Annotated in this window: 12 protein-coding genes; 5 read left to right on the top strand and 7 right to left on the bottom strand. The window is 67.3% G+C overall.

Translation table 11 applies throughout. The features are described from left to right. Positions 1–29: 29 nt before the first annotated feature. The 3 genes from EB75_RS03955 to EB75_RS03945 form a co-directional block, all read right to left on the bottom strand. Positions 30–5120 (bottom strand): DEAD/DEAH box helicase, encoded by a 5091-nt coding sequence (locus EB75_RS03955; protein WP_073694177.1) that lies wholly within the window; start codon positions 5118–5120, stop codon positions 30–32. A 97-nt stretch (positions 5121–5217) separates the two neighbouring features. Next, positions 5218–8781 carry a cobaltochelatase subunit CobN gene (gene cobN / locus EB75_RS03950; RefSeq protein WP_073694176.1) on the bottom strand — a complete coding sequence of 1188 codons (3564 nt, stop codon included), beginning with the start codon at positions 8779–8781 and terminating at the stop codon, positions 5218–5220. A gap of 3 nt (positions 8782–8784) precedes the next feature. Continuing rightward, complete coding sequence (locus EB75_RS03945; protein WP_073694175.1) at positions 8785–11052, bottom strand: GGDEF domain-containing protein; 2268 nt, start codon at positions 11050–11052, stop codon at positions 8785–8787. Between the two features lie 430 nt (positions 11053–11482). On the opposite strand from EB75_RS03945, the gene cobG reads away from it, so the two are divergent. The 3 genes from cobG to EB75_RS03930 are packed head-to-tail and all read left to right on the top strand — an operon-like array spanning position 11483 to position 14721. Then, positions 11483–12604 (top strand): precorrin-3B synthase, encoded by a 1122-nt coding sequence (gene cobG, locus EB75_RS03940; RefSeq protein WP_073694283.1) that lies wholly within the window; start codon positions 11483–11485, stop codon positions 12602–12604. Positions 12605–12613: 9 nt separating this feature from the next. Further along, the gene (locus EB75_RS03935) at positions 12614–13249 is read left to right on the top strand and encodes a precorrin-8X methylmutase (protein WP_073694174.1); all 636 of its coding nucleotides are present in this window, start codon (positions 12614–12616) and stop codon (positions 13247–13249) included. Next, a complete protein-coding gene (locus EB75_RS03930; protein WP_073694173.1) occupies positions 13246–14721 on the top strand; it encodes a precorrin-2 C(20)-methyltransferase in 1476 nt (491 codons plus the stop codon). Before EB75_RS03935 ends, EB75_RS03930 begins: the two co-directional genes overlap by 4 nt. Here EB75_RS03930 and EB75_RS03925 read toward each other — a convergent pair. The 4 genes from EB75_RS03925 to dprE2 all read right to left on the bottom strand — a co-directional run bounded on the left by EB75_RS03925 (position 14693) and on the right by dprE2 (position 18305). Beyond that, positions 14693–15430, bottom strand: a complete 738-nt coding sequence (locus EB75_RS03925) for a cobalt-precorrin-6A reductase (protein ID WP_073694172.1) — start codon at positions 15428–15430, stop codon at positions 14693–14695. The genes EB75_RS03930 and EB75_RS03925 overlap by 29 nt on opposite strands. 148 nt (positions 15431–15578) lie before the next feature. After that, positions 15579–16334 (bottom strand): precorrin-4 C(11)-methyltransferase, encoded by a 756-nt coding sequence (cobM, locus tag EB75_RS03920; RefSeq protein WP_073694171.1) that lies wholly within the window; start codon positions 16332–16334, stop codon positions 15579–15581. Then, positions 16331–17518, bottom strand: a complete 1188-nt coding sequence (gene cbiE, locus EB75_RS03915) for a precorrin-6y C5,15-methyltransferase (decarboxylating) subunit CbiE (protein WP_073694170.1) — start codon at positions 17516–17518, stop codon at positions 16331–16333. Before cbiE ends, cobM begins: the two co-directional genes overlap by 4 nt. A 28-nt stretch (positions 17519–17546) precedes the next feature. Continuing rightward, positions 17547–18305 (bottom strand): decaprenylphospho-beta-D-erythro-pentofuranosid-2-ulose 2-reductase, encoded by a 759-nt coding sequence (dprE2, locus tag EB75_RS03910; protein WP_073694169.1) that lies wholly within the window; start codon positions 18303–18305, stop codon positions 17547–17549. A 32-nt stretch (positions 18306–18337) separates the two neighbouring features. Between dprE2 and EB75_RS03905 the strand changes: the two genes are divergently transcribed. Together EB75_RS03905 and EB75_RS03900 are read left to right on the top strand one after the other, a co-directional pair. Continuing rightward, the gene (locus tag EB75_RS03905) at positions 18338–18754 is read left to right on the top strand and encodes a F420-dependent biliverdin reductase (RefSeq protein ID WP_073694168.1); all 417 of its coding nucleotides are present in this window, start codon (positions 18338–18340) and stop codon (positions 18752–18754) included. Positions 18755–18919: 165 nt separating this feature from the next. Then, positions 18920–19816: a helix-turn-helix domain-containing protein gene (locus EB75_RS03900; RefSeq protein ID WP_073694167.1), complete on the top strand. Its 897-nt coding sequence runs from the start codon at positions 18920–18922 to the stop codon at positions 19814–19816. Positions 19817–19921: the final 105 nt, after the last annotated feature.

The following is a 19921-nucleotide window of genomic DNA, read 5'->3' as shown; positions in this document are numbered from 1 at the left end:
GCCTGGGGCGAAAGTTGTTGTCGCTGAGGTCACTGCGCGGTCTCCTTGATCGTGCCGAACACCCATTCGTGGTTACGGGTGATCGCATCCCAGTCGTCGTCGTACCGCAAGCGCACGACTTCCCAGCCCGCGTCGTACAAACGTTCTTCCGCCGCCGCGTCACGTTCGGCCACCGATTCCGCATCGTGCACCGGACCGTCGATGAACACCGCAACCGCGACCCCGCTGTCGAGTCGGTACGCGAAGTCAGGCCGAACCTTGAGCGCGTCGATCCGCCGTTGCGCCTCCGTCGGGACCCGCAGGCCGCGCTCCTTGAGGTAGACGAGAAAGTCGTGTTCCAGCGTCGAGGTCGATTGCCGGTCCAAGTCCTCAACTTGCGCCTTGGGCTTCTGCGAGGTGATCGCTCCCGCCAGCCGCAGCAAGTAGTTGCGGACAATATGACGGTCTATCTTGGTGTGGTACAGCTGATTTCCGTAGGACAGCAGACAGTCGTAGCAGCCCTGCACGCAGTCGGGTTTGACATCGGCGCCCACAGCATCGAAATGGCAGATTTCGAGTGCTTTTCGAGCTGCCCGTGCCAGCGCATCGGGCTCCGCGGCGATCCTGCGCAGCACCCCGGCACCGCCCTCGGCGGACTCCGTGAACAGCATCCGGCCGCGTTCATCGGGATCAGGCAGCAGTTCGGTGGACAGCTCAGAGTCTTCCAGCTGGAACTCGGCCTCGATCCCGCGTTCGAGGGCGTATTGCAGCGTCACCGCCTCGTTCACGCCGATGCGCTGAGCCACCCGAAACAGCAGAATGTTACGGGTGTCCTCCACGTACGGGATGACCTTGTCTTTGAGCTTGGCCTTGCCGACGTCGTCGAGGTCGCTGTCTTCGCCGTCCATATCACCGGCGCTCTTTTCCGAGAGCCAGTTGCCTTTCGCCAGGTCCAGCCAGAAGCCTTGGTCATTGGGGTCTTTGCGCCGTCGGCGTCCTATATTGGTTCGGCGGATCAACGCAGTGTCGCCGTAGGCCAGTTCGGCGAGCGGACCTTCGGCGTCCACGACGGTCGAGTCATCGCGATTGTGGTTCGGCGTGAACTTGAACGACGTCGCAATCTCGAACCCTGCGCGACGACGTTCCTCCTCGTCCGACGAGATGCGCTCCCTGCGTCGGGTGAACACCGTCTCCATTCGCATCAATCCGATGCGCGGCTTGGGCAGCAGATTGTTGCAGTACTCGCAGCGCTCCAGTCCTGGCCCGCGGTCGTGGTGGTAGCCGCAGGCTTCGCAAGTACGTGCAGTGCTGGTGACCAAGCTGCCGTCCGCCGCAGCGTCCATCGGCAACTGGATACGCACAACCTCGTAGCGCGAACCCTCGTGATAGATAAGGGCATTGGGCCCGAACTCGCTGATCGCCAAAAAGCGGGGACGTTGGATGTAGTCGCCGTCTTTGGCGCTGCCTCGACCGGGGATGAACGCGGCGAGCGGCAATCGTGGGAAGTTGTAGCCGGGTAGGAAGCCTTCGGCGGCGAAGTACCGGTAGGTGTAGAAGTCAGAGAACTGCTGGCCGGTGTCGTCGTTGACGAGCAGGCGTAGCTGGTTTTCCGCTTGTGCGCGACGGGCTTTCGCGGCGTCGATGGTCTTGGTGCTGGCGCTGTGGTCGCCAACGACCTTGTGGAACTTCTCGCGGTCGGCCTGCGCAGCGAGATATAGAGACCGCCAGCGGTCGCAGGCTTCGTCGAACTGACGGTATGCCGAGCGCATCGTGCGTTCAACCCAGTCGTCAGTCCACCACGTCGTTTCCTGCAATACGGGTTCCAGCGGAGCAACGAGCTCCTTGGCACGAGCCGTGGCCTTCGCCACCGCAGTGTTCTTCGATAGGAATCCATCGATGTCCTGCTTGATCGGGAAGCCTGGTTTGTCCAGGTCCAGTAGACCGCGCATGCTCGAACTCAGATGCTCATCAGTCTCGGCCAGCCAGATGGCGTGCAAGTGCGACCGCAGTAGTGCTTCGTTGGCCAAGTCCAGCCTGGGCGCAGCCACCGACCCGGCCACCATGTCCTGAGACCGCCGGAAGTAGTAGTGGTCATGTGCGTTACCGCTCGCGCAGTAGGTGACCACGAGCGCCGGCTGGCCGCTTCGGCCCGCCCGGCCGCTCCGTTGGGCATAGTTCGCCGGTGTCGGTGGCACGTTGCGCAGACCGACCGCGTTCAAGCCTTTGATGTCGACACCCAATTCCATTGTGGGTGAACAGAACAAGAGCGGAAGGTCAGCTTCACGGAACTCGGCTTCGCGGTCCTGCCGTTCAGCGGATGAAACCTGGGCGGTGTGCTCCTTGGCATGTAGGCCGCGCAGCGTCTCGGCGGTGTCGCGGTACAGGTCGCGGAAATATGGGTTGACCCGCGCGCCCTCGCCGTCGACGCGCTTGCGGGTGGCATCAACAACGCCGTTGGTGCCGTCGCCGGCCCGCCAGATCAGCGCGGACGCCCGCAACCGGTAACCCATCCCTTTGCGCACCTCGGTCATGACGTCGGTAAGCAAGCCGGCATCATCGAGGCACTTGAGCATCTGAGAAAGAACCAGTTCGGTATCCGACTCGGTGAGGCTGATCCCGTCGTGATCGCGCAGCTTCTCCCGGACATACCGCCCGAGCGACGATCGGGGCGTCAGCCGGGGCGACAACGTGCGGGTGCGCGTATCGGACGTGTCCGTCACGCCGATCTTGCTGTTGTGTCCGAGCTTGTCGCCGAGGGTGAGCTGCCACAGCTCCACCAAATGCTGGGAGGACTGGCTCATCACCCGCTCGAACCCATACTCACTGAGGCATTCCGCATCAATCGCGAGCTCGCGGCGCAGCTGTTCGAGGAGGTTGAAGCACACGTCATATCGGACTTGCTGCGGTGCGTCCCGCAGCGCGGGGTGCGTTGCTGCCCACAGTTTTTCACTGGCAACAATCTCGTCGAGCGAGTCATAGTCGATGCGCAGCAGGCCGGTCTGCTCCAGGTTGGGCATGGTGACGCGCCATCCGCGCTGCAGGTCGGTGTACAGGCGGAATTCGATGACGGCCCGCAGCGCGGCCTCGGCCTTGCGCCGCATGCCGAATTCGGCCTCAGCGCTCGCGGCGTAGTCCGCGAACTCGAGCCCGATGGTCTGCGCCACTTTTTGCGCGATGTCCTCGTGGGTGAGGCCGTCTTTCGCATCGAGCAGGGCGCGGTAGAGAGCACCGCGCAGCTGCGTCACCTGAACGAAATCGTTGAAATGCCCCGCTTGCAGGCTGGCATCCTGCCGATTGTCGACGAATGTCAGCAGCTTGCGTGCGTTCGCGGGCAGTGCGTCGGCCGGCAGCCCCTTGAGGCTGCGGACAACCGATGCGGCGATCACCGTCATCGCCGACGATCGGCCTTCGGCGTCTAGTGGTGCCAAGCGCGCGAAATCCGTTGTACCGGCGCGCTGGTAGGTCACCGCGCAGCGCAGGCAAAACCTGAACGCACCGGTAATGAAGGCGGCGTCGACGCCGCCTGTGTTCGTCTCGGTACCATCTGGCAGCACCCGGACCCGCTGTGGCCGGTACTTCACCATGTTCGGTTTGAGTTGACCGTGCTCCATCCAGGATTCGGGGTATCGGTGATCGACCTCCGGGTCCTGCGGCCACGCAAAATCGGTTGAGATGTAGATATAGCCGTCTGCGTTGTTGTCCGAGCTTTCCCGATCATTGCGGGACCGGTACGTGGTTCCGTCACCATTGGTCGTGCGTGTGACCACGACATAGTCCTGGCCGCACTCACGGCAAAAACTCACCGGCAGCAACAGATGGTCCGGCCTACCTGGCACCTTCAGCTGGTACTCGGTCGCGATGTGCCGGGTCTCCGGAGACTCCAGCGACACCAGCACGCCTTCACCCTTCGAGAGGAACTGGTGCAGTCGGAACCCGAAGAGCGGCCGGTTGGTTTTTGGGTTGACTGCATTGGCGCCGGCGAGCAAAGTCTTCTCGATAGCGGTGGTAGCGTCCGCTTTCGACGCACCCGTCTGTTGGGCAAGCAGTTCAGCGGCATCCGGGACTCGTTGAGGACGCTGACGGACCAGCTGACCTTCACTCATCGTCAGCCCGAACGCTTCCTCGACCCAGCCCGCCAGCGGCGCGTGCACCAATTCGTCGTACGTGGTGACGCTGAGGCCCAGGCTCGTCACCGGACCCGCAGCAGTCGCCCGGGTAAGCGTTTCCCCGATGACCCGTTCAGGCGTGACGTCAGCTCCGAAGATCTGGGTGGCCACGGCTGCCACGGTGGCTTTCTGATCGGCGATCGAACCTCCGGAGGCCATCGTGGCCGAGGTCCCGATGCATTGCAGTTCCCCGGACCCGCACGCATCGCGCACCCGTCGGACCAACATCGCCACATCCGACCCCTGCCGGCCGCGATAGGTGTGCAGCTCGTCGAGCACCAGGAACTTGAGTGTGTGGGCAGCGCCGATCAGCGCCTTGCGCTCATTGGGCCTCGTCAGCAGCAGTTCCAGCATGACGTAGTTGGTCAGCAAGATGTCCGGCGGGCTCGCCAGAATCTCGTCGCGCTTTTCCTCGGATTCCTGGCCCGTGTAGCGCCCGAAGGTGACTGGCTCATTCCCCTCGCCGTATCCGTGGACGAGGAACTTCCGCAGCTCCTCGAGTTGGCTGTTCGCGAGCGCATTCATCGGGTAGACGATGATCGCCTTGACGCCCTTTCGTCGGTCTGTGCCCATCCGCAGCACATGGTCGACGATCGGGACGATGTAGGACAACGACTTGCCCGACCCAGTACCAGTGGTGAGGACATACGACTTGCCGGTGCGCGCAATCTCCACCGCATCACGCTGGTGCTTGTGCAAGGTGATCGGGGCGGAACCGTGGTCGTCGATGGTCGTCTTGTCGCGGAAGATGAATGAACACTCTCCGTCGACCAAACCCTCGGCAACCAGCTCGTCGATGCTGCCGCCCGAAGCGAACATCGGGTTGAGAGAGACCCAGGGCTCAGGCCACTGTCGACCTTCGTCGAGCGACTTTTCGATTTCCGCGCGAATCCGGTCGTCACGGATGTCGACACCGGCTGTGGTGAACCCGCGATAGTCGTCGATCAGTTGCTTGTGGATCTGGAATACGTCCACTCAGCACCCCCCAAATGAAACCTGTTCTAGCCGACCGGCGGCCAGCCAGTCAGGATACGACCTACCGCCGACAAGTTTGGCGAAATGTGCGCCTGAATTACCCCTCCAACTCCCCCTCGGTCTCCAGCAACACCTGCTTGAGACCGTCGAGGGTCGCAGACTCCGGTTCGGCCCACATGCCGCGGCCTGCTGCCTCCAGCAGCCGTTCGGCCATGCCGTGCAGCGCCCATGGGTTGGACTCGGACATGAACTTGCGGTTCTCGGGGTCCAGCACGTAGCTCTGCGTCAGCTGCTCGTACATCCAGTCCGCCATGACGCCCGCAGTGGCGTCGTACCCGAACAGGTAGTCGACGGTGGCCGCCATCTCGAAGGCACCCTTGTAGCCGTGCCGGCGCATGGCGGTCATCCAGCGCGGGTTGACGACGCGGGCCCGGAACACGCGCGTCGTCTCCTCGGACAGTGTGCGGGTACGGACGGCGTCGGGCCGGGTGTTGTCGCCGATGTAGGCGGCAGGGTCCTTGCCGGTCAGCGCGCGCACCGTGGCGACCATGCCGCCGTGGTACTGGAAGTAGTCGTCGGAGTCGGCGATGTCGTGCTCGCGGGTGTCGGTGTTCTTGGCCGCCACCGAGATGCGCCGGTAGGCCCGGTTCATGTCATCGGTGGCCGGCGCACCGTCGAGGCCGCGGCCGTAGGCGAAGCCGCCCCACGCGGTGTACACCTGGGCCAGGTCGGCGTCGTCACGCCAGTTGCGGCTGTCGATGAGCTGCAACAGGCCGGCGCCGTAGGTTCCCGGCTTCGAGCCGAAAATCCTTGTGGTGGCGCGCCTCTGGTCACCGTGATCGGCGATGTCGACCTGCGAGTGGGCGCGAACGTAGTTGTCCTCGACGGACTCATCGAGCCTGGCGACCAGCTGGACGGCGTCGTCGAGCATGGTCACCACGTGCGGGAAAGCGTCGCGGAAGAAGCCGGAGATGCGGACGGTGACGTCGATGCGTGGGCGGCCCAGCTCGGCCAGCGCGATGGGCTCCAGCCCGACCACGCGGCGGGACGCGTCGTCCCAGAGGGGCCGAACACCCAGCAGCGCAAGGACTTCGGCGATGTCGTCGCCCGCGGTGCGCATGGCCGAGGTGCCCCACACCGAGAGGCCCACCGACTCGGGCCAGCGGCCGTAGTCCGTGAGGTAGCGCTCCAGCAGCGAATCCGCCATTGCCACACCGGTTTCCCACGCCAGCTTCGACGGCACGGCCTTGGGGTCGACGGAGTAGAAGTTGCGGCCGGTGGGCAGCACGTTCACGAGGCCACGCAGCGGCGAGCCCGACGGCCCGGCAGCGATGAACCCGCCGCCGAGGGCGTGCAGGATCTGGTCGATCTCGCGGTCGGTCGCGCGCAGGCGCGGCACCACCTCGGTGGCGGCGAACCGCAGCACCTTGGCAACCTCGGGGTTGTCGGTGATGCCATCGACAGCGGAAGCGTCCCACCCCGACTTCTGCAGTGCCGCAACCAGTTCGCGGGCCTGACCTTCAGCAGCGTCGACGGCCTCGCGCTCCGCAGAACCGTCCTCCGTCAGCCCCAGCGCCTCACGCAGCCCTGGCACCGACTGCTCGCCGCCGAACAGCTGGCGGGCCCGCAAAATCGCGAGCACCAGGTCCAGCTCCGCTTCACCGTCGGGGGCCCGGCCCAGGATGTGCAGGCCGTCGCGGATCTGGACGTCCTTGATCTCGCACAGCCAGCCGTCGACGTGCAGCAGCATGTCGTCGAACACGTCCTCGTCGGGCCGGTCCTCCAACCCGAGGTCGTGGTCCATCTTGGCGGCGCGCATCAGCGTCCAGATCTGCTGGCGGATGGCCGGCAGCTTGCCGGGATCGAGCGCCGAGATGGTCGAGTGCTCGTCGAGCAGTTGTTCCAGGCGGGCGATGTCGCCGTAGGTCTCGGCGCGGGCCATCGGCGGGATGAGGTGGTCGACCAGGACGGCATGCGCGCGGCGCTTGGCCTGCGTGCCCTCGCCGGGATCGTTGACCAGGAACGGGTACACCAGCGGCAGGTCGCCGAGCGCGGCGTCGGTGCCGCACGCCGCGGACATGCCGAGGGTCTTGCCGGGCAGCCATTCCAGGTTGCCGTGCTTGCCCAGGTGGATCATCACGTCGGCGCCGAAGTGCTTGTTGATCCAGTGGTAGGCGGCCAGGTAGTGGTGGCTCGGCGGCAGGTCGGGGTCGTGGTAGATCGCGACGGGGTTCTCACCGAAGCCGCGGGGCGGCTGGACGATGAGCACGATGTTGTCGGAAACCATTGCCGCGATGACGATTTCGCCGTCCGGGTCCTGCGAGCGGTCGACGAACAGCTCGCCCGGCGCCTCGCCCCAGTGTTCGGTGACGGCATCGGTCAAGGCCGCGGGCAAGGTCGCGAACCAGGCCCGGTAGTCCTTCGCCGAGACGCGTACCGGGTTGGCTTCCAGGGCTTCGGTGCTCAGCCAGTCGGGGTCCTGACCACCGCGCTCGATCATCGCGTGGATCAGGGCGTCGCCATCCTCGGCGTCGACGCCGGGGATGTCACCGATGCGGTAGCCGGCGTCGCGCATGGCGCGCAGCAGTGCGACGGCGCTGGCCGGGGTGTCGAGGCCGACGGCGTTGCCGATGCGGGCGTGCTTGGTCGGGTACGCCGAGAACACCAGCGCGACACGCTTGTCGGCGGGCTCGATGTGCTTCAGCCGGGCATGCCGGACGGCCAGCCGCGCCACGCGCTCGCAGCGCTCGGGGTCGGCGACGTACGAGATCAGGCCTTCGCTGTCGATCTCCTTGAACGAGAACGGCACGGTGATGATGCGGCCGTCAAACTCGGGCACCGCGACCTGCGACGCGACATCCAGCGGCGTCAGGCCGTCGTCGTTCTCGTCCCACTGCGCGCGCGAGCTGGTGAGGCACAGGCCCTGCAGGATCGGGATGTCGAGGGCCGCCAGATGCGCGACGTTCCAGTTGTCGTCGTCGCCGCCGGCACTCGCGAGGGCAGGCGTCGCGCCGCCGGCCGCCAGCACGGTGGTGATCAGGGCGTCGGCGGTCCCCAGCAGCTCGATGAGCTCGGGCTCGGCGGTGCGCAGCGACGCGCAGAAGATCGGCAGCGGCCGGCCGCCGGCATGCTCGATGGCGCCGCACAGCGCGTCGATGTAGGCGGTGTTGCCGGCCAGCTGCTGGGCCCGGTAGTAGAGCACCGCGACGGTCGGTCCCTCGGCGTCAGACGAGCGGTCCAGCAGCCCCCAACTCGGAGCGGATTCGGGCTCGCCGAAGCCGAACCCGGTCATCAGCACCGTGTCCGACAAGAAAGAATGCAGATTCACCAGGTTGCTGACGCCGCCCTGCGCCAGATAGATGTGCGCCTGCAGCGCGACGCCTGCCGGAACGGTCGAGTGACTCATCAGGTCGGCGTCGGGCGCCTGCTCCCCCGACAGCACCACGGTCGGGATACCGCTGGCGACGACGGCATCGATGTCGTCCTGCCAGGTGCGATAGCCGCCCAGCACCCGCACGATCGCCAGGTCCGAACCCGCCAGGAGGTCCGCCAGTTCCCCGTCGATCAACCGGGACGGATTGGCCCACCGGTACTCGGCGCCGCTGGCACGGGCGGTGATCAGATCGGTGTCGGACGTCGAGAGCAGCAGTACGGTCGGCACCGACTATTCGTACCGTACGCAGACTGTCGAGCCGTCTGCGGCGTCTGGCGCACTCGCGATCAGCTGGTTGCGGCCGTGACCTTTTGCGTCGTAAAGCGCCTGGTCGGCACGCTCCACGAGGCGCCGGGCCGACGCCTGCAAAGCCGACAGCGAGCCCTCGGCGAATCCGGCCGACGCCGTCAGCGTCGTCTCGGTACCGGCAATCGGGCCCAGTGCTGCGATGCCATGGCGCAGTGCCTCGGCGTCCCGTTTGCGCGTGCCGTCGTGGTCCGGGGTACGCCACAGCACGGCGAACTCTTCTCCGCCGATGCGAGCCACCACGACATTGCTGTCGGCTTTGCGGACCCGCAGGTACCCGCCGATGGCACGCAGCGCGTCGTCGCCGGCCGGGTGGCCGTACCGGTCGTTGAAGCCTTTGAAGTTGTCGACGTCGAGAATCATCACCGCCGCATACCGGCTGTCTGTCGCTGCATCAATGCAGTCGAGTGCCGCGTCGAACGACCGCCGGTTGGACAACCCGGTGAGCGGATCGGTGTGGGACAGCTCGTCGAGTTCGCGCTCCTCGACCCACTCCGAACGCACCGACCGTTCCACCTTGTAGGAGGACCACACAGCGACAGCCGCCATGAAGCCCGACGCCGCGACGGTCAGGAACCGGTTGCTGGTCCAGGGCAGCACCCACAACTCCGTCGCCGAAATCACCAGCAGGATTGCCAGTACGGTCGGCGCCAGCACTCTGAAGCGGATTTTCACGACGCACATGCTGAGCAGCACTGCCATGGGCATCAGGTACGGGACGACGTCGTAGCCCCGTGACAGCTGCATGATCCGCTCGGCCATGAGGACGCCGGTGATGACGCAGACCGCGGTGATGAACATCGGCGCCGAGAACCGGTTGAGTCGCGGTATCAGCGCCGTCGCCGCCGCCGCTGTGGCGAACGGAATGATCCCGTATGCCACCGTGCGCACGGCGAGTGTCTGCGATTCGGGCGGCATCCTCAGCGTGGACAGGATCGCGATGCAGACGGCGATCAGGCCCAGCATGATCGCGGCCCGCGCGATCCGGCCCTGCCGATCGAACGCCTGCCGGAACTCGGCTTCCTCCGGTGGCGCGAGTTGAGTGGATCGTGGGACGGCAACCGGCGTGGCTGCCGTGATTGGCTTGCTCGCGTTGATCCGCTGGTCCGATATGACGAGCTGATTCCGGCCGCTGCGCTTGGCGCGGTAGAGCGCGGCATCGGCGGCGCGCAGGAGTTCGACGCCGACGCCCCCCGACATGTCGTACACCAGCCCGGCGGACGCCGTGACGACGCCGCCGTCGGAGTCGCGGACAATGGCCAGCCCGCCGATGCCCGACCGGATGGCTTCGGCACGTGCCGCCGCCTCGGCCGGGTCTGCCGCACACCACACCACGGCGAACTCTTCGCCACCGAGGCGCGCGCAGAACTCGTCCGGGCCGCTCGCGGACCGCCCCAAGTAGGCGCCGACGCGCCGCAGACAGTCGTCGCCGGCGGGGTGGCCGTTGCGATCGTTGAACGCCTTGAAGTGGTCGATGTCGAGCGTCATCACGGCCAAGCCCCCGCCGCCGAGGTCAGCGTGCCGCGCCGACTCGACGAGTTTGTCGTCGAAGTAACGGCGGTTCGGCACCCCGGTCAACGGATCGGTACGGGTCAGCTCGGCCAGCGCCCGCGCACGCAGCCAACCGGTCCGGGCCGACCGCTCGAGTTCATAGGCCGCGCTGAGCGCCACGGCGACCATGGCGCTCAACGTCGCCACGCCGAACAGCCGATCGCCGGCGGGGTCGAACGCCACGAGTTCGGTCACGACGATTCCGGCCATTCCGGCCGTTATCGCGGGCACCAGCAACTGGAACCGGATCTGGACGACGATCAGGGTCATCAGGAACGTCACCGGCATGACCAGCGGAACCACGTCGAGACCATGCCGGATACACGCGATGCGGAGCGCCATCAACCACGCGACATCGATGTAGACCGACGCGATGTAGAGAGTTGACGACCAGCGTCGCACTGGACTGTGATCGCCGCTCAGCCACCGCAACACCATCGGGACGGCCACTGAAATCAGCAGGGAGGGCCCCAGCGGCACGTCTGGCGGCACTCCCCACAGCGTGCGGTGGAAGATGATGCCCGCGATGACCGCCACCAGCAGGACGGCCCACATCTCGTGGCGGGACGTGCGACCGAGCCGGTTGAAATCGCGCCGGAACTCCGATTCCAGCGGCTCCTCGAAGCGAACCCCGTCGATCATTCTCGACCACACGGAACGCCCCCATCGCCACAGGAACTCGATCGGGGCAGCGTACGACGTCGTGTGGGGGCTCGGCCTCGGATTCAGACGCACAACGGGGCGGGCTGCTTTCGCAACCCGCCCCGTCGGCGGTCTTACTTACTCGAAGCGGCTGAGATCAGCGCTCGGTGGTCTGCCAGCGCGAGTACCAGGTCTTGCCCTGGTAGGGCAGGCCGGCGGCCACGATGAGAGCGAAGACGCCACCAACGTACAGAGCGAAATCCGACATTGCGTCCCTCCTTAGGTCATCCGAATGCGGTGTAGCAAACGGAAGTTCGCGTTCCACGGTACGGGCCGACACGTTGAAAACAAGAGACTTGTAAGGCACGGAACAGGCCGGAAACGGCAGTGACCCGCTTCACAATTTGCAGCACAACGTAACGTGGACAAGGTGATTCGCAGCAGTGACGACGACGCCTGCCCAGGCGCCCTGCAGGTGCACCAGGCAGCTGACGGTGGCCTGGCCCGCATCCGCCTGGCCGGCGGCATGATCACCGCTGCACAGCTGGAGGCACTGGCCCACGCCGCCGCCGAATTCGGTTCGCCGGCAATGGAACTGACTTCCCGCGGCAACATCCAGGTACGCGGCATCCACGACGAGGCCGGCCTGGCGGCGGCGGTTGATTCCGCGGGCCTGCTGCCGTCGGCCAGCCATGAGCGGGTCCGCAACATCGTGGCGTCGCCCTTGTCGGGCCGTAGCGGCGGCCTGGGCGACGTCCGCGACATCGTGCGCGACCTCGATTCCGGTCTACAAAAGCGTCCTGACCTGGCCAAACTGCCCGGACGGTTCTGGTTCGGGGTGGACGACGGTCGCGGTGACATCTCCGGCCTGGCGCCCGATGCGAGCACTCATCTACTGTCCCCCGACACCGCCGCGGTGCTGGTCGCGGGCCGCGACACCGGGGTACGGATTGCCGCCACGCAGGCCGCGGACACGCTACTGACGCTGGCCCAGGCTTTCCTGGCGATCCGCGGGAACTGCTGGCGGACAAGCGAACTCGACGATACTGTCGACCTCCTGACCCGCGCGGGCCTGCACGCCACCGAACCGCCCGGCGCCACCTGGTCGCCGGTCGATGCCCCGCCCGTCGGCTGGATCACGCAGGACGACGGCCGCATCGCGCTGGGCGCGGCGGTGCCACTGGGTGTGTTGCAGGCCCGCACTGCGGAGTTTGTGGCAGCCATCACCGCCCCGGTCGTGGTCACGCCATGGCGCTCGTTACTGATCTGTGACCTCGAGGAGGGCATCGCCGACACCGCACTGCGCGTGCTCGCGCCCCTCGGCCTGATTTTCGACGAGCACTCCCCCTGGCTGTCGATCAGCGCCTGCACCGGAAGCCCGGGGTGTGCCAAGTCACTGGCCGATGTCCGCAGTGACGCCGCCACCGCGGCGGAGTCCGGCGAGCCCGGCGGGCGCCGGCACTTCGTCGGCTGCGAGCGCGCGTGCGGCAGCCCGTCGGTCGGTGAAGTGCTGGTAGCGACCAACTCGGGGTACGAACCGCGCCACCCGTAGGGTTATCGGGTGCTCGACTACGTCCGCGACGCTGCGGAGATCTACCGACAGTCGTTCGCGACCATCCGCGACGAGGCGGATCTGGCGCGATTTCCCGACGACGTGTCCCGCGTTGTCGTCCGTCTGATCCACACCTGTGGCCAGGTCGACGTCACCGAGCACGTCGCCTTCACCGACGACGTGGTCACCCGGACGCACGCGGCCCTGGCTGCCGGCGCCCCGATCCTGTGCGACTCGTCGATGGTGGCGGCCGGCATCACCCGCTCGCGGCTGCCCTCGAAAGGCCAGGCCAACGAAGTCGTGTCGCTGGTCGCCGACCCGCGCGCGCCGGAACTGGCCGCGAAGCTGGGCAGCACCCGATCCGCGGCAGCCGTCGACCTGTGGGCCGACCGACTCGGGGGTGCCGTGCTGGCCATCGGCAATGCGCCGACCGCCCTGTTCCGGCTGCTGGAACTGCTGGACGAGGGCGCCCCGGTGCCGGCCGCGGTGCTGGGTGGCCCGGTGGGCTTCGTCGGCTCGGCGCAGTCGAAAGACGAACTGATCGCGCGGCCGCGCGGCATGGACTATCTGGTGGTGACGGGGCGGCGTGGCGGTAGTGCCATGGCCGCTGCCGCGGTGAACGCGATTGCGAGTGAACGAGAATGAACGCCCTGGGCACCTTGTATGGCGTCGGTCTGGGTCCGGGTGACCCGGAACTGGTGACGGTCAAGGCCGCGCGAGTGATCGCTGAGGCCGACGTGGTGGCGTACCACAGCGCACGCCACGGCCACAGCATCGCGCGCCGCATCGCCGAGCCGTATCTGCGCCCCGGCCAGATCGAGGAACACCTCGTCTACCCGGTGACCACCGAGACCACGTCGCATCCGGGCGGGTACGACGGCGCCATCGAGGACTTCTACACCGAGGCAGCCGAGCGCATCGCGACCCACCTGGCCGCAGGCCGTAACGTCGCACTCCTCGCCGAAGGTGACCCGCTGTTCTACAGCTCCTACATGCACATGCACACGCGGCTGACCGAGCGGTTCCACGCCGTGATCGTGCCGGGCGTGACGTCCGTCAGCGCCGCATCGGCCGCCATCTCGACGCCGCTGGTGCAGGGCGAACAGGTCCTCACCATCCTGCCGGGCACGCTGCCGGCCGGTGAGCTGCAACGCTGGCTGGCCGACTCCGACGCAGCCGTGGTGATGAAGCTCGGCCGGTCGTATCCGACTGTCCGGCAGGCGCTTTCATCCGCCGGCCGACTCGACGAGGCGTTCTACGTGGAGCGCGCGAGCACCGAGGCGCAGCGGGTGCTGCCGGCCGCCGACGTCGACGACGCAACGGTGCCGTACTTCTCGATCGCGATCCTGCCCGGTTCTCGCCGTAGCGAGTCCCCCGTCGGCAGCGTGGTCGTCGTCGGGCTCGGCCCGGGCGATCCGGAGTGGACGACGGCCCAGACCCGCCGTGAGCTGGCGGCCGCCACCGATCTGATCGGCTACGGGCCCTACCTGGACCGGGTACCGGTCCGCCCCGGCCAGCAGCGCCACCCCAGTGACAACACCGACGAGCGCGCCCGCGCCGAACTCGCCTGCACGCTGGCCCAGCAGGGCCGGGCCGTCGCCGTGGTGTCCTCGGGTGATCCCGGGGTGTTCGCGATGGCCACCGCGGTGCTCGAGGAGGCCCAACAGTGGCCGGGCGTGGCAGTCCGGGTGGTCCCGGCGATGACCGCCGCGCAGGCCGTGGCCAGCCGGGTCGGTGCGCCGCTCGGTCATGACTATGCGGTGATATCGCTGTCCGACCGGCTCAAGCCGTGGGACATCATCGCCACCCGGCTCACTGCCGCCGCGCGCGCCGACATGGTGCTCGCGATCTACAACCCGGCGTCCAAGACCCGCACCTGGCAGGTCGCCGCCATGCAGGACCTGCTGCTCGAGTACCGGGACCCGAACACCCCCGTGGTGATCGGCCGCGACGTGGCCGGGCCGAACGAATCAGTACGGGTCGTGCGGCTGGCCGACCTCAAGCCGGCCGAGATCGATATGCGCTGCATGCTGATCATCGGATCGTCGCAGACGGTGTGGCACACCACCGCCGAGGGCGACCGGGTGTTCACCCCGCGGACGTACCCAGGCTCCTGACCCAGCGTTCGGCGTCCTCGACGGTGCTGGCGGTCGTCACCCCGTCCGGCAGGGCCGGCCGGTCGACCATGATCACCGGAATCGTCAGCGCTTGTGCTGCTTCGATTTTGGCGCGCGTCATGGCGCCCCCGCTGTTCTTGGTCACGAGGGCATCGATGCGGTGGTCGCGCAGCAGGGCCAGCTCGTTCTCGTAGTCATAGGGGCCGCGGGACAGCAGGATGTGGTGATTTGGCGGCAGCGTTTCCGGCTCCGGCGGCGTGACGGCACGGATCAGGAACCAGGCGGCTGAGTCCCGGAAAGCTGTGGTGCCCGAGCGCCCCGTGGTGAGGAAAACCCGTTGGAAGCCGTGGTCTTTGACAGTCCGGGCGGCAATCCGGTCGTCGGCGACGACGATGGCGTCACCGTACGGCCAGGCCGGCCGGGCCAGGACGAGGTGCGGTAGCCGCAGGCCCGCGCACGCCTGGGCCGCATTGGCGGTGATGTTGGCGGCGAACGGGTGGGTGGCGTCGACGACGGCGGTGATCTGGTTGTCCTGCAGGTACGTTCGCAGACCGTCGACGCCACCGAACCCGCCGATGCGTACCGGGCCCACGGGCAGCGCCGGGTCCGGGACGCGGCCGGCGAGCGAGCTGATGAGGTCGATGTCGGGGTGCAGCCGCTTGGCCAAGGCCCGCGCTTCGGACGTCCCGCCCAGGAGCAGCAGTTTCATCGGCGTGTCGCCTCCGGCGTGTCCGCTCTCCTACGGCACACGTGATTTGGGACCGTCAACTTTCGTTGACCGTCAACGCAAGTTGACGAGCCCCAACCGAACATACCGAGGAAGGCCCGAGCGCTCGGGCGGGTGCCGGCGGGCGCGATCAATGTGTCGCCCCGCGGCGGCGGCCGCTGGAGTACAGGTAGCTATCGGTGAAGCCCTGAGCGCCCAGCGCGTCGCCGACGAAGATGACCGCGGTCTTGGTGATGCCGGCTTTCTTCGTCCGCTCGGCCAGGTCGGCCAGGGTGCACGTGATGACCTGTTCGGTCGGCCAGCTGACGAAAGCCACGACCGCACAGGGGGTTTCCGGACGGTATCCGCCCTCGAGCAGCTGCGGCACGATGTTGTCGATCTGCGCGGCCGCCAGATGCAGCACCAAGGTGGCCCCGGGCTTGGACAGGCTGACCAGGTCCTCGCCGTCGGGCATCGCCGTCGACAACGTGGCCACCCGGGACAAGGTCACCGTCTGCGCCACACCGGGCACCGTCAGCTCCCGGCCGATCGCCGCTGCCGCGGCAGCGAAAGCCGGGACGCCGGGGACGATTTCGTAGTCGATGCCGAGTTCGTCGAGCCGTCGGCGCTGCTCGGCGACCGCGCTGTAGATGGACGGGTCGCCCGAGTGCAGGCGCGCCACGTCGAGTCCGGCGTCATGAGCGGCGGCCAGTTCGCTGATGATCTGCTCCAGGTTGAGCGGACCGGTGTCGACCACGCGCGCTCCCGGCGGGCACTCCGCCAGCAGGTCGTCGGGCATGATCGAGCCGGCGTACAAGCACACCTGGCAGGACTGCAGCAGCCGCTGCCCCCGCACGGTGATCAGGTCGGCGGCACCGGGCCCGGCGCCGATGAAGTACACCGTCATTTCTTGACCACCGTCCACTGGGTTATCGGCAAGGCGGGGCGCCAACCGGTAAAGCCACCGATCGGTTCGCCGTGATAATGCTGGAACCGGTGCAGGTCGCCACCGAGCTCCGAATATCGCTGTACCACAAACGCTTCCGACTCCGCAGTGACCGCATTGGCGACGAGCCTTCCGCCCGGGTCCAGGGCGTCGAAGCAGGCGTCGAACAGACCCGGTTGGGTCAGGCCGCCGCCGATGAAGATGTTGTCCGGGGCGGCCAGGTCGTCAAATCCGTCCGGCGCCGCGCCGCGCACGTCCACGCTGACGCCGAACTTGGTGACGTTGTTGGCGATTCGCGCGCGCCGCACCGCATCGCGCTCAAAGGCGACGGCCCGGCCACCCGACGCGCGGCACCATTCGATGGCGATGCTGCCCGACCCCGAACCGACGTCCCACAGCACCCGACCGGGGCGCGGCTGCAGCGCGGTCAGCGCCAACGCCCGGATGGTCTGTTTGGTGATCTGTCCGTCGTGGTCGAAGGCCGTGTCCGCCACCACCGTCCCGATGCGCAGGTCGGGTGCGTACCGCACGGCAATGACATTGAGCGCGTCGACGGACGGGTCACTGGCGTCCCACTCCTGGGCCGTCATGGTGGTCACGCGTTCCGCCGGCCCGCCGAGTTGTTCCAGGACGGTGAATTCCGAATAGCCGCGCCGGGTTTCGGTGAGCAGCCGGGCCAGCGCCCTCGGGGTGTCAGACCCTTTGGACAACACCACCGCGCGGCCACCGAGGCGGATGGCGGTGTGAGGTGCGGCATTGACCAGGCTGATGACCTCGGTGTCCTGCACGCTCCATCCCAGCCGGGCGCACGCCAGCGTCACCGAGGACACGTGCGGCAGCACCGTCACGCGATCCCGGCCGAACAGCCGGATCAGCGTGGCGCCGATGCCGTGCAGCATCGGGTCGCCGGAGGCGACCACGTGCACGGTGGGCAACTCGTCGAACAGCGTGGGCAGCGCCGGCAGCATCGGCGACGGCCAGGCCCGCCGCTCGGCGGTCACGTCGCCGCCCAGCAGGTCCAGCTGCCGCGGCCCACCGAAAATGACTGTGGCACTACGTAGTTCATCGCGAGCAGGCTGACCGAGCCCAGCCATGCCGTCGGCCCCGATGCCGACGACCGTGATCTTTCCTTCGTTCCCGGTCATCAGTGCCCTCTGCTCTTCGCGCAAGCGCTCATCGCGGCATCTTCCGCCAGATCGCCTTCGGCACAAAACGCGTCGCGAAGATCAGTGGCCTGATCCCCCACGGCACCCACACCGCCGACTTGCCCTTCTTGAGTGCCTGGGCCGCGGCCTCAGCGACCTGCGCCGGTGTGCTCGACATCGGCGCCGGTTCCATATCCTCGGTCATCCGGCCGATGACGAAGCCCGGCCGCACGATCAGCAACTGGACGCCGGTGCCGTGCAGCGCGTCGGCCAACCCGCAGGCGAAGCCGTCCAGGCCCGCCTTGGCCGACCCGTAGACGTAGTTGGCCCGACGGACCCGCGCCCCGGCGATCGACGAGAACACCACCAGCCGTCCCCGACCCACGGCGCGCATGCGCTGCGTCAGCAGAGTCAGGAGGTTCACCTGCGCCACGTAGTCGGTGTGCACGACGGCCACCGCGTGCGCGGCGTCCACCTCGGCCCGGGCCTGGTCACCAAGAACGCCGAAGGCCAGGACCGCGGTGCCGATCGGCCCGTGCTCGGCTTCGATCGTGCTGATCAATGCGGCGTGCGACGTCAGGTCGTCGGCGTCGAACTCGCAGGTCTGCACCTCGGCGGCGCCTGCCGCGCGGACCGCCTGCGCCTCCTCGGTCAGCTGGTGTGCGCGACGTGCGGCGAGCACCACCGTGTTGCCGGGCGCCAGACGAGTGGCCAGCTCGAGGCCGATCTCGCTTCGGCCGCCGAAAATGACGACCACCTCACCGCCGCTATTCACCGTGTCGTTCACGGCAGCGATTATCGCCTGCGCTAGTTTTGACCATGATGGCGAAGGCAACGACACGGCTCACCAGTGACGCGCTGGCATTCCTCACCGAGCGTCATCTGGCGATGCTGACCACCCTGCGGTCGGACAATTCCCCGCACGTCGTGGCTGTCGGTTTCACCTTCGACCCGAAGACCCACATCGCGCGCGTCATCACCACCGGCGGCTCGCAGAAGGCCCTCAACGCGGCCCAGCGTGGCGTCGCGGTGCTGAGCCAGGTCGACGGCGCCCGCTGGTTGTCGCTCGAGGGCAAGTCGACGGTCAGCAACGACGTCGACGACGTTCGTGACGCCGAGCTCCGGTACGCCCAGCGCTACCGCACCCCGCGCGTCAATCCCCGGCGCGTGGTGATCGAGGTTCGGGTGGAACGCGTCCTCGGCTCCAGCGAGCTGCTGGACCGCGGCGAGGCTTAGTCCCGCACAGTCTGACGCCCCGTCGCCGAGAAGGACCAAATGGTCGCTTTGACGACCTCAGAAACAACCATTCGGTCCTTCTCGACACCAAGACGCTCACCGCTACACGCCAACGACAACTATTCGTCATACGATGCTCCGCGTACCCATACGGCAGGAGCATCGATGGCACGCGGCACTCCGCTGGAAGACAGCGCCCGGGCGGGCTCACCCCCCACCGATCGCGTCGTCAGCATTGTCGAACTCCTGGCGCAGCAGTCCGAGCCCAGCTCGGTGGCCTCGATCGCATCCCGGCTGGAACTCAACCGCGCGACGGTCACCTCCATTCTGCTGGCGTTGGAACGCGCGGGTTGGGTTGTGCGCCTTGCCGATCGGAGTTACACGCTCGGTCCGGGCATGCTCGGCGTCGCCGAGGCCGTGCGAAATGCCTTGCCCCTGCCGGAGAATCACGTCGAAGTCCTGCACGATCTGGCGAACGCAACCGGCTGCGGCGTCTCACTGGCCATGGTCGGTACCACCGAGATGACGTTCGTCAACGTGGTCCGCGGCGTCGGCCACATACCCGGCGGCGTCGGCGTCGGCGTGCGACTGCCCCTGACCGCGCCGGCCGGCGCCTCCGTCATCGCCCGCCGGGACGCGGCCAGTCAACAACAGTGGCTGGCCACCGCACCTCAGGAACTACGTCCGGCTTTGAGCGACATGCTCGAGCAACTTCACCATGACGGTGTCGCGGTGTTCGGCATGGGCGACTCCGATCCCGAGGTGCTGGGCGTGTTGAGCGACGTCGCCCTGCTCCTGTCCGAGCACCCCCGCAACGGCGCCCTGCGCCAGCGGGTCTTCGAGACCCTGGTCAGCCTCGGCAGACACCCGTACAGCACGCAGCAACTCAATACCACCAAGCCCCTCCCGGTGAGCTACCTGAGCTGCGCAGTGCTCAACGCCGACGGCTACGCGGCGTATGAGCTCCAATTGGGCCCACTCAACCCCTCGGTGAGCGCCGCCGACCGCACGTTGTACATCAACGAATTGCGCGCTGCCGCAGCAAAGCTCAGCAACCGCTAGCAGCAACAACCCCCGAACCCGCTGACATTCAGCGGGTACCAGACGCTGCCCGCCGGCCGGAAATCAACCCTTGCGCGTCCGCGCCCGCGATGCTTACCATCTGCT

The organism is Mycobacterium sp. ST-F2 (assembly GCF_001905655.1).
Classification (GTDB): domain Bacteria; phylum Actinomycetota; class Actinomycetes; order Mycobacteriales; family Mycobacteriaceae; genus Mycobacterium.
This window is presented reverse-complemented; position numbering and strand designations above follow the sequence as displayed.

Bases quoted from the DNA above. Each gene is read 5' to 3' on its own strand.
- cobM (WP_073694171.1), bottom strand. From the start codon at position 16,334: ATGACGGTGTACTTCATCGGCGCCGGGCCCGGTGCCGCCGACCTGATC.
- EB75_RS03905 (WP_073694168.1), top strand. From the start codon at position 18,338: ATGATGGCGAAGGCAACGACACGGCTCACCAGTGACGCGCTGGCATTC.
- EB75_RS03925 (WP_073694172.1), bottom strand. From the start codon at position 15,430: ATGAAACTGCTGCTCCTGGGCGGGACGTCCGAAGCGCGGGCCTTGGCC.
- EB75_RS03900 (WP_073694167.1), top strand. From the start codon at position 18,920: ATGGCACGCGGCACTCCGCTGGAAGACAGCGCCCGGGCGGGCTCACCC.
- EB75_RS03930 (WP_073694173.1), top strand. From the start codon at position 13,246: ATGAACGCCCTGGGCACCTTGTATGGCGTCGGTCTGGGTCCGGGTGAC.
- EB75_RS03945 (WP_073694175.1), bottom strand. From the start codon at position 11,052: ATGATCGACGGGGTTCGCTTCGAGGAGCCGCTGGAATCGGAGTTCCGG.
- cbiE (WP_073694170.1), bottom strand. From the start codon at position 17,518: ATGACCGGGAACGAAGGAAAGATCACGGTCGTCGGCATCGGGGCCGAC.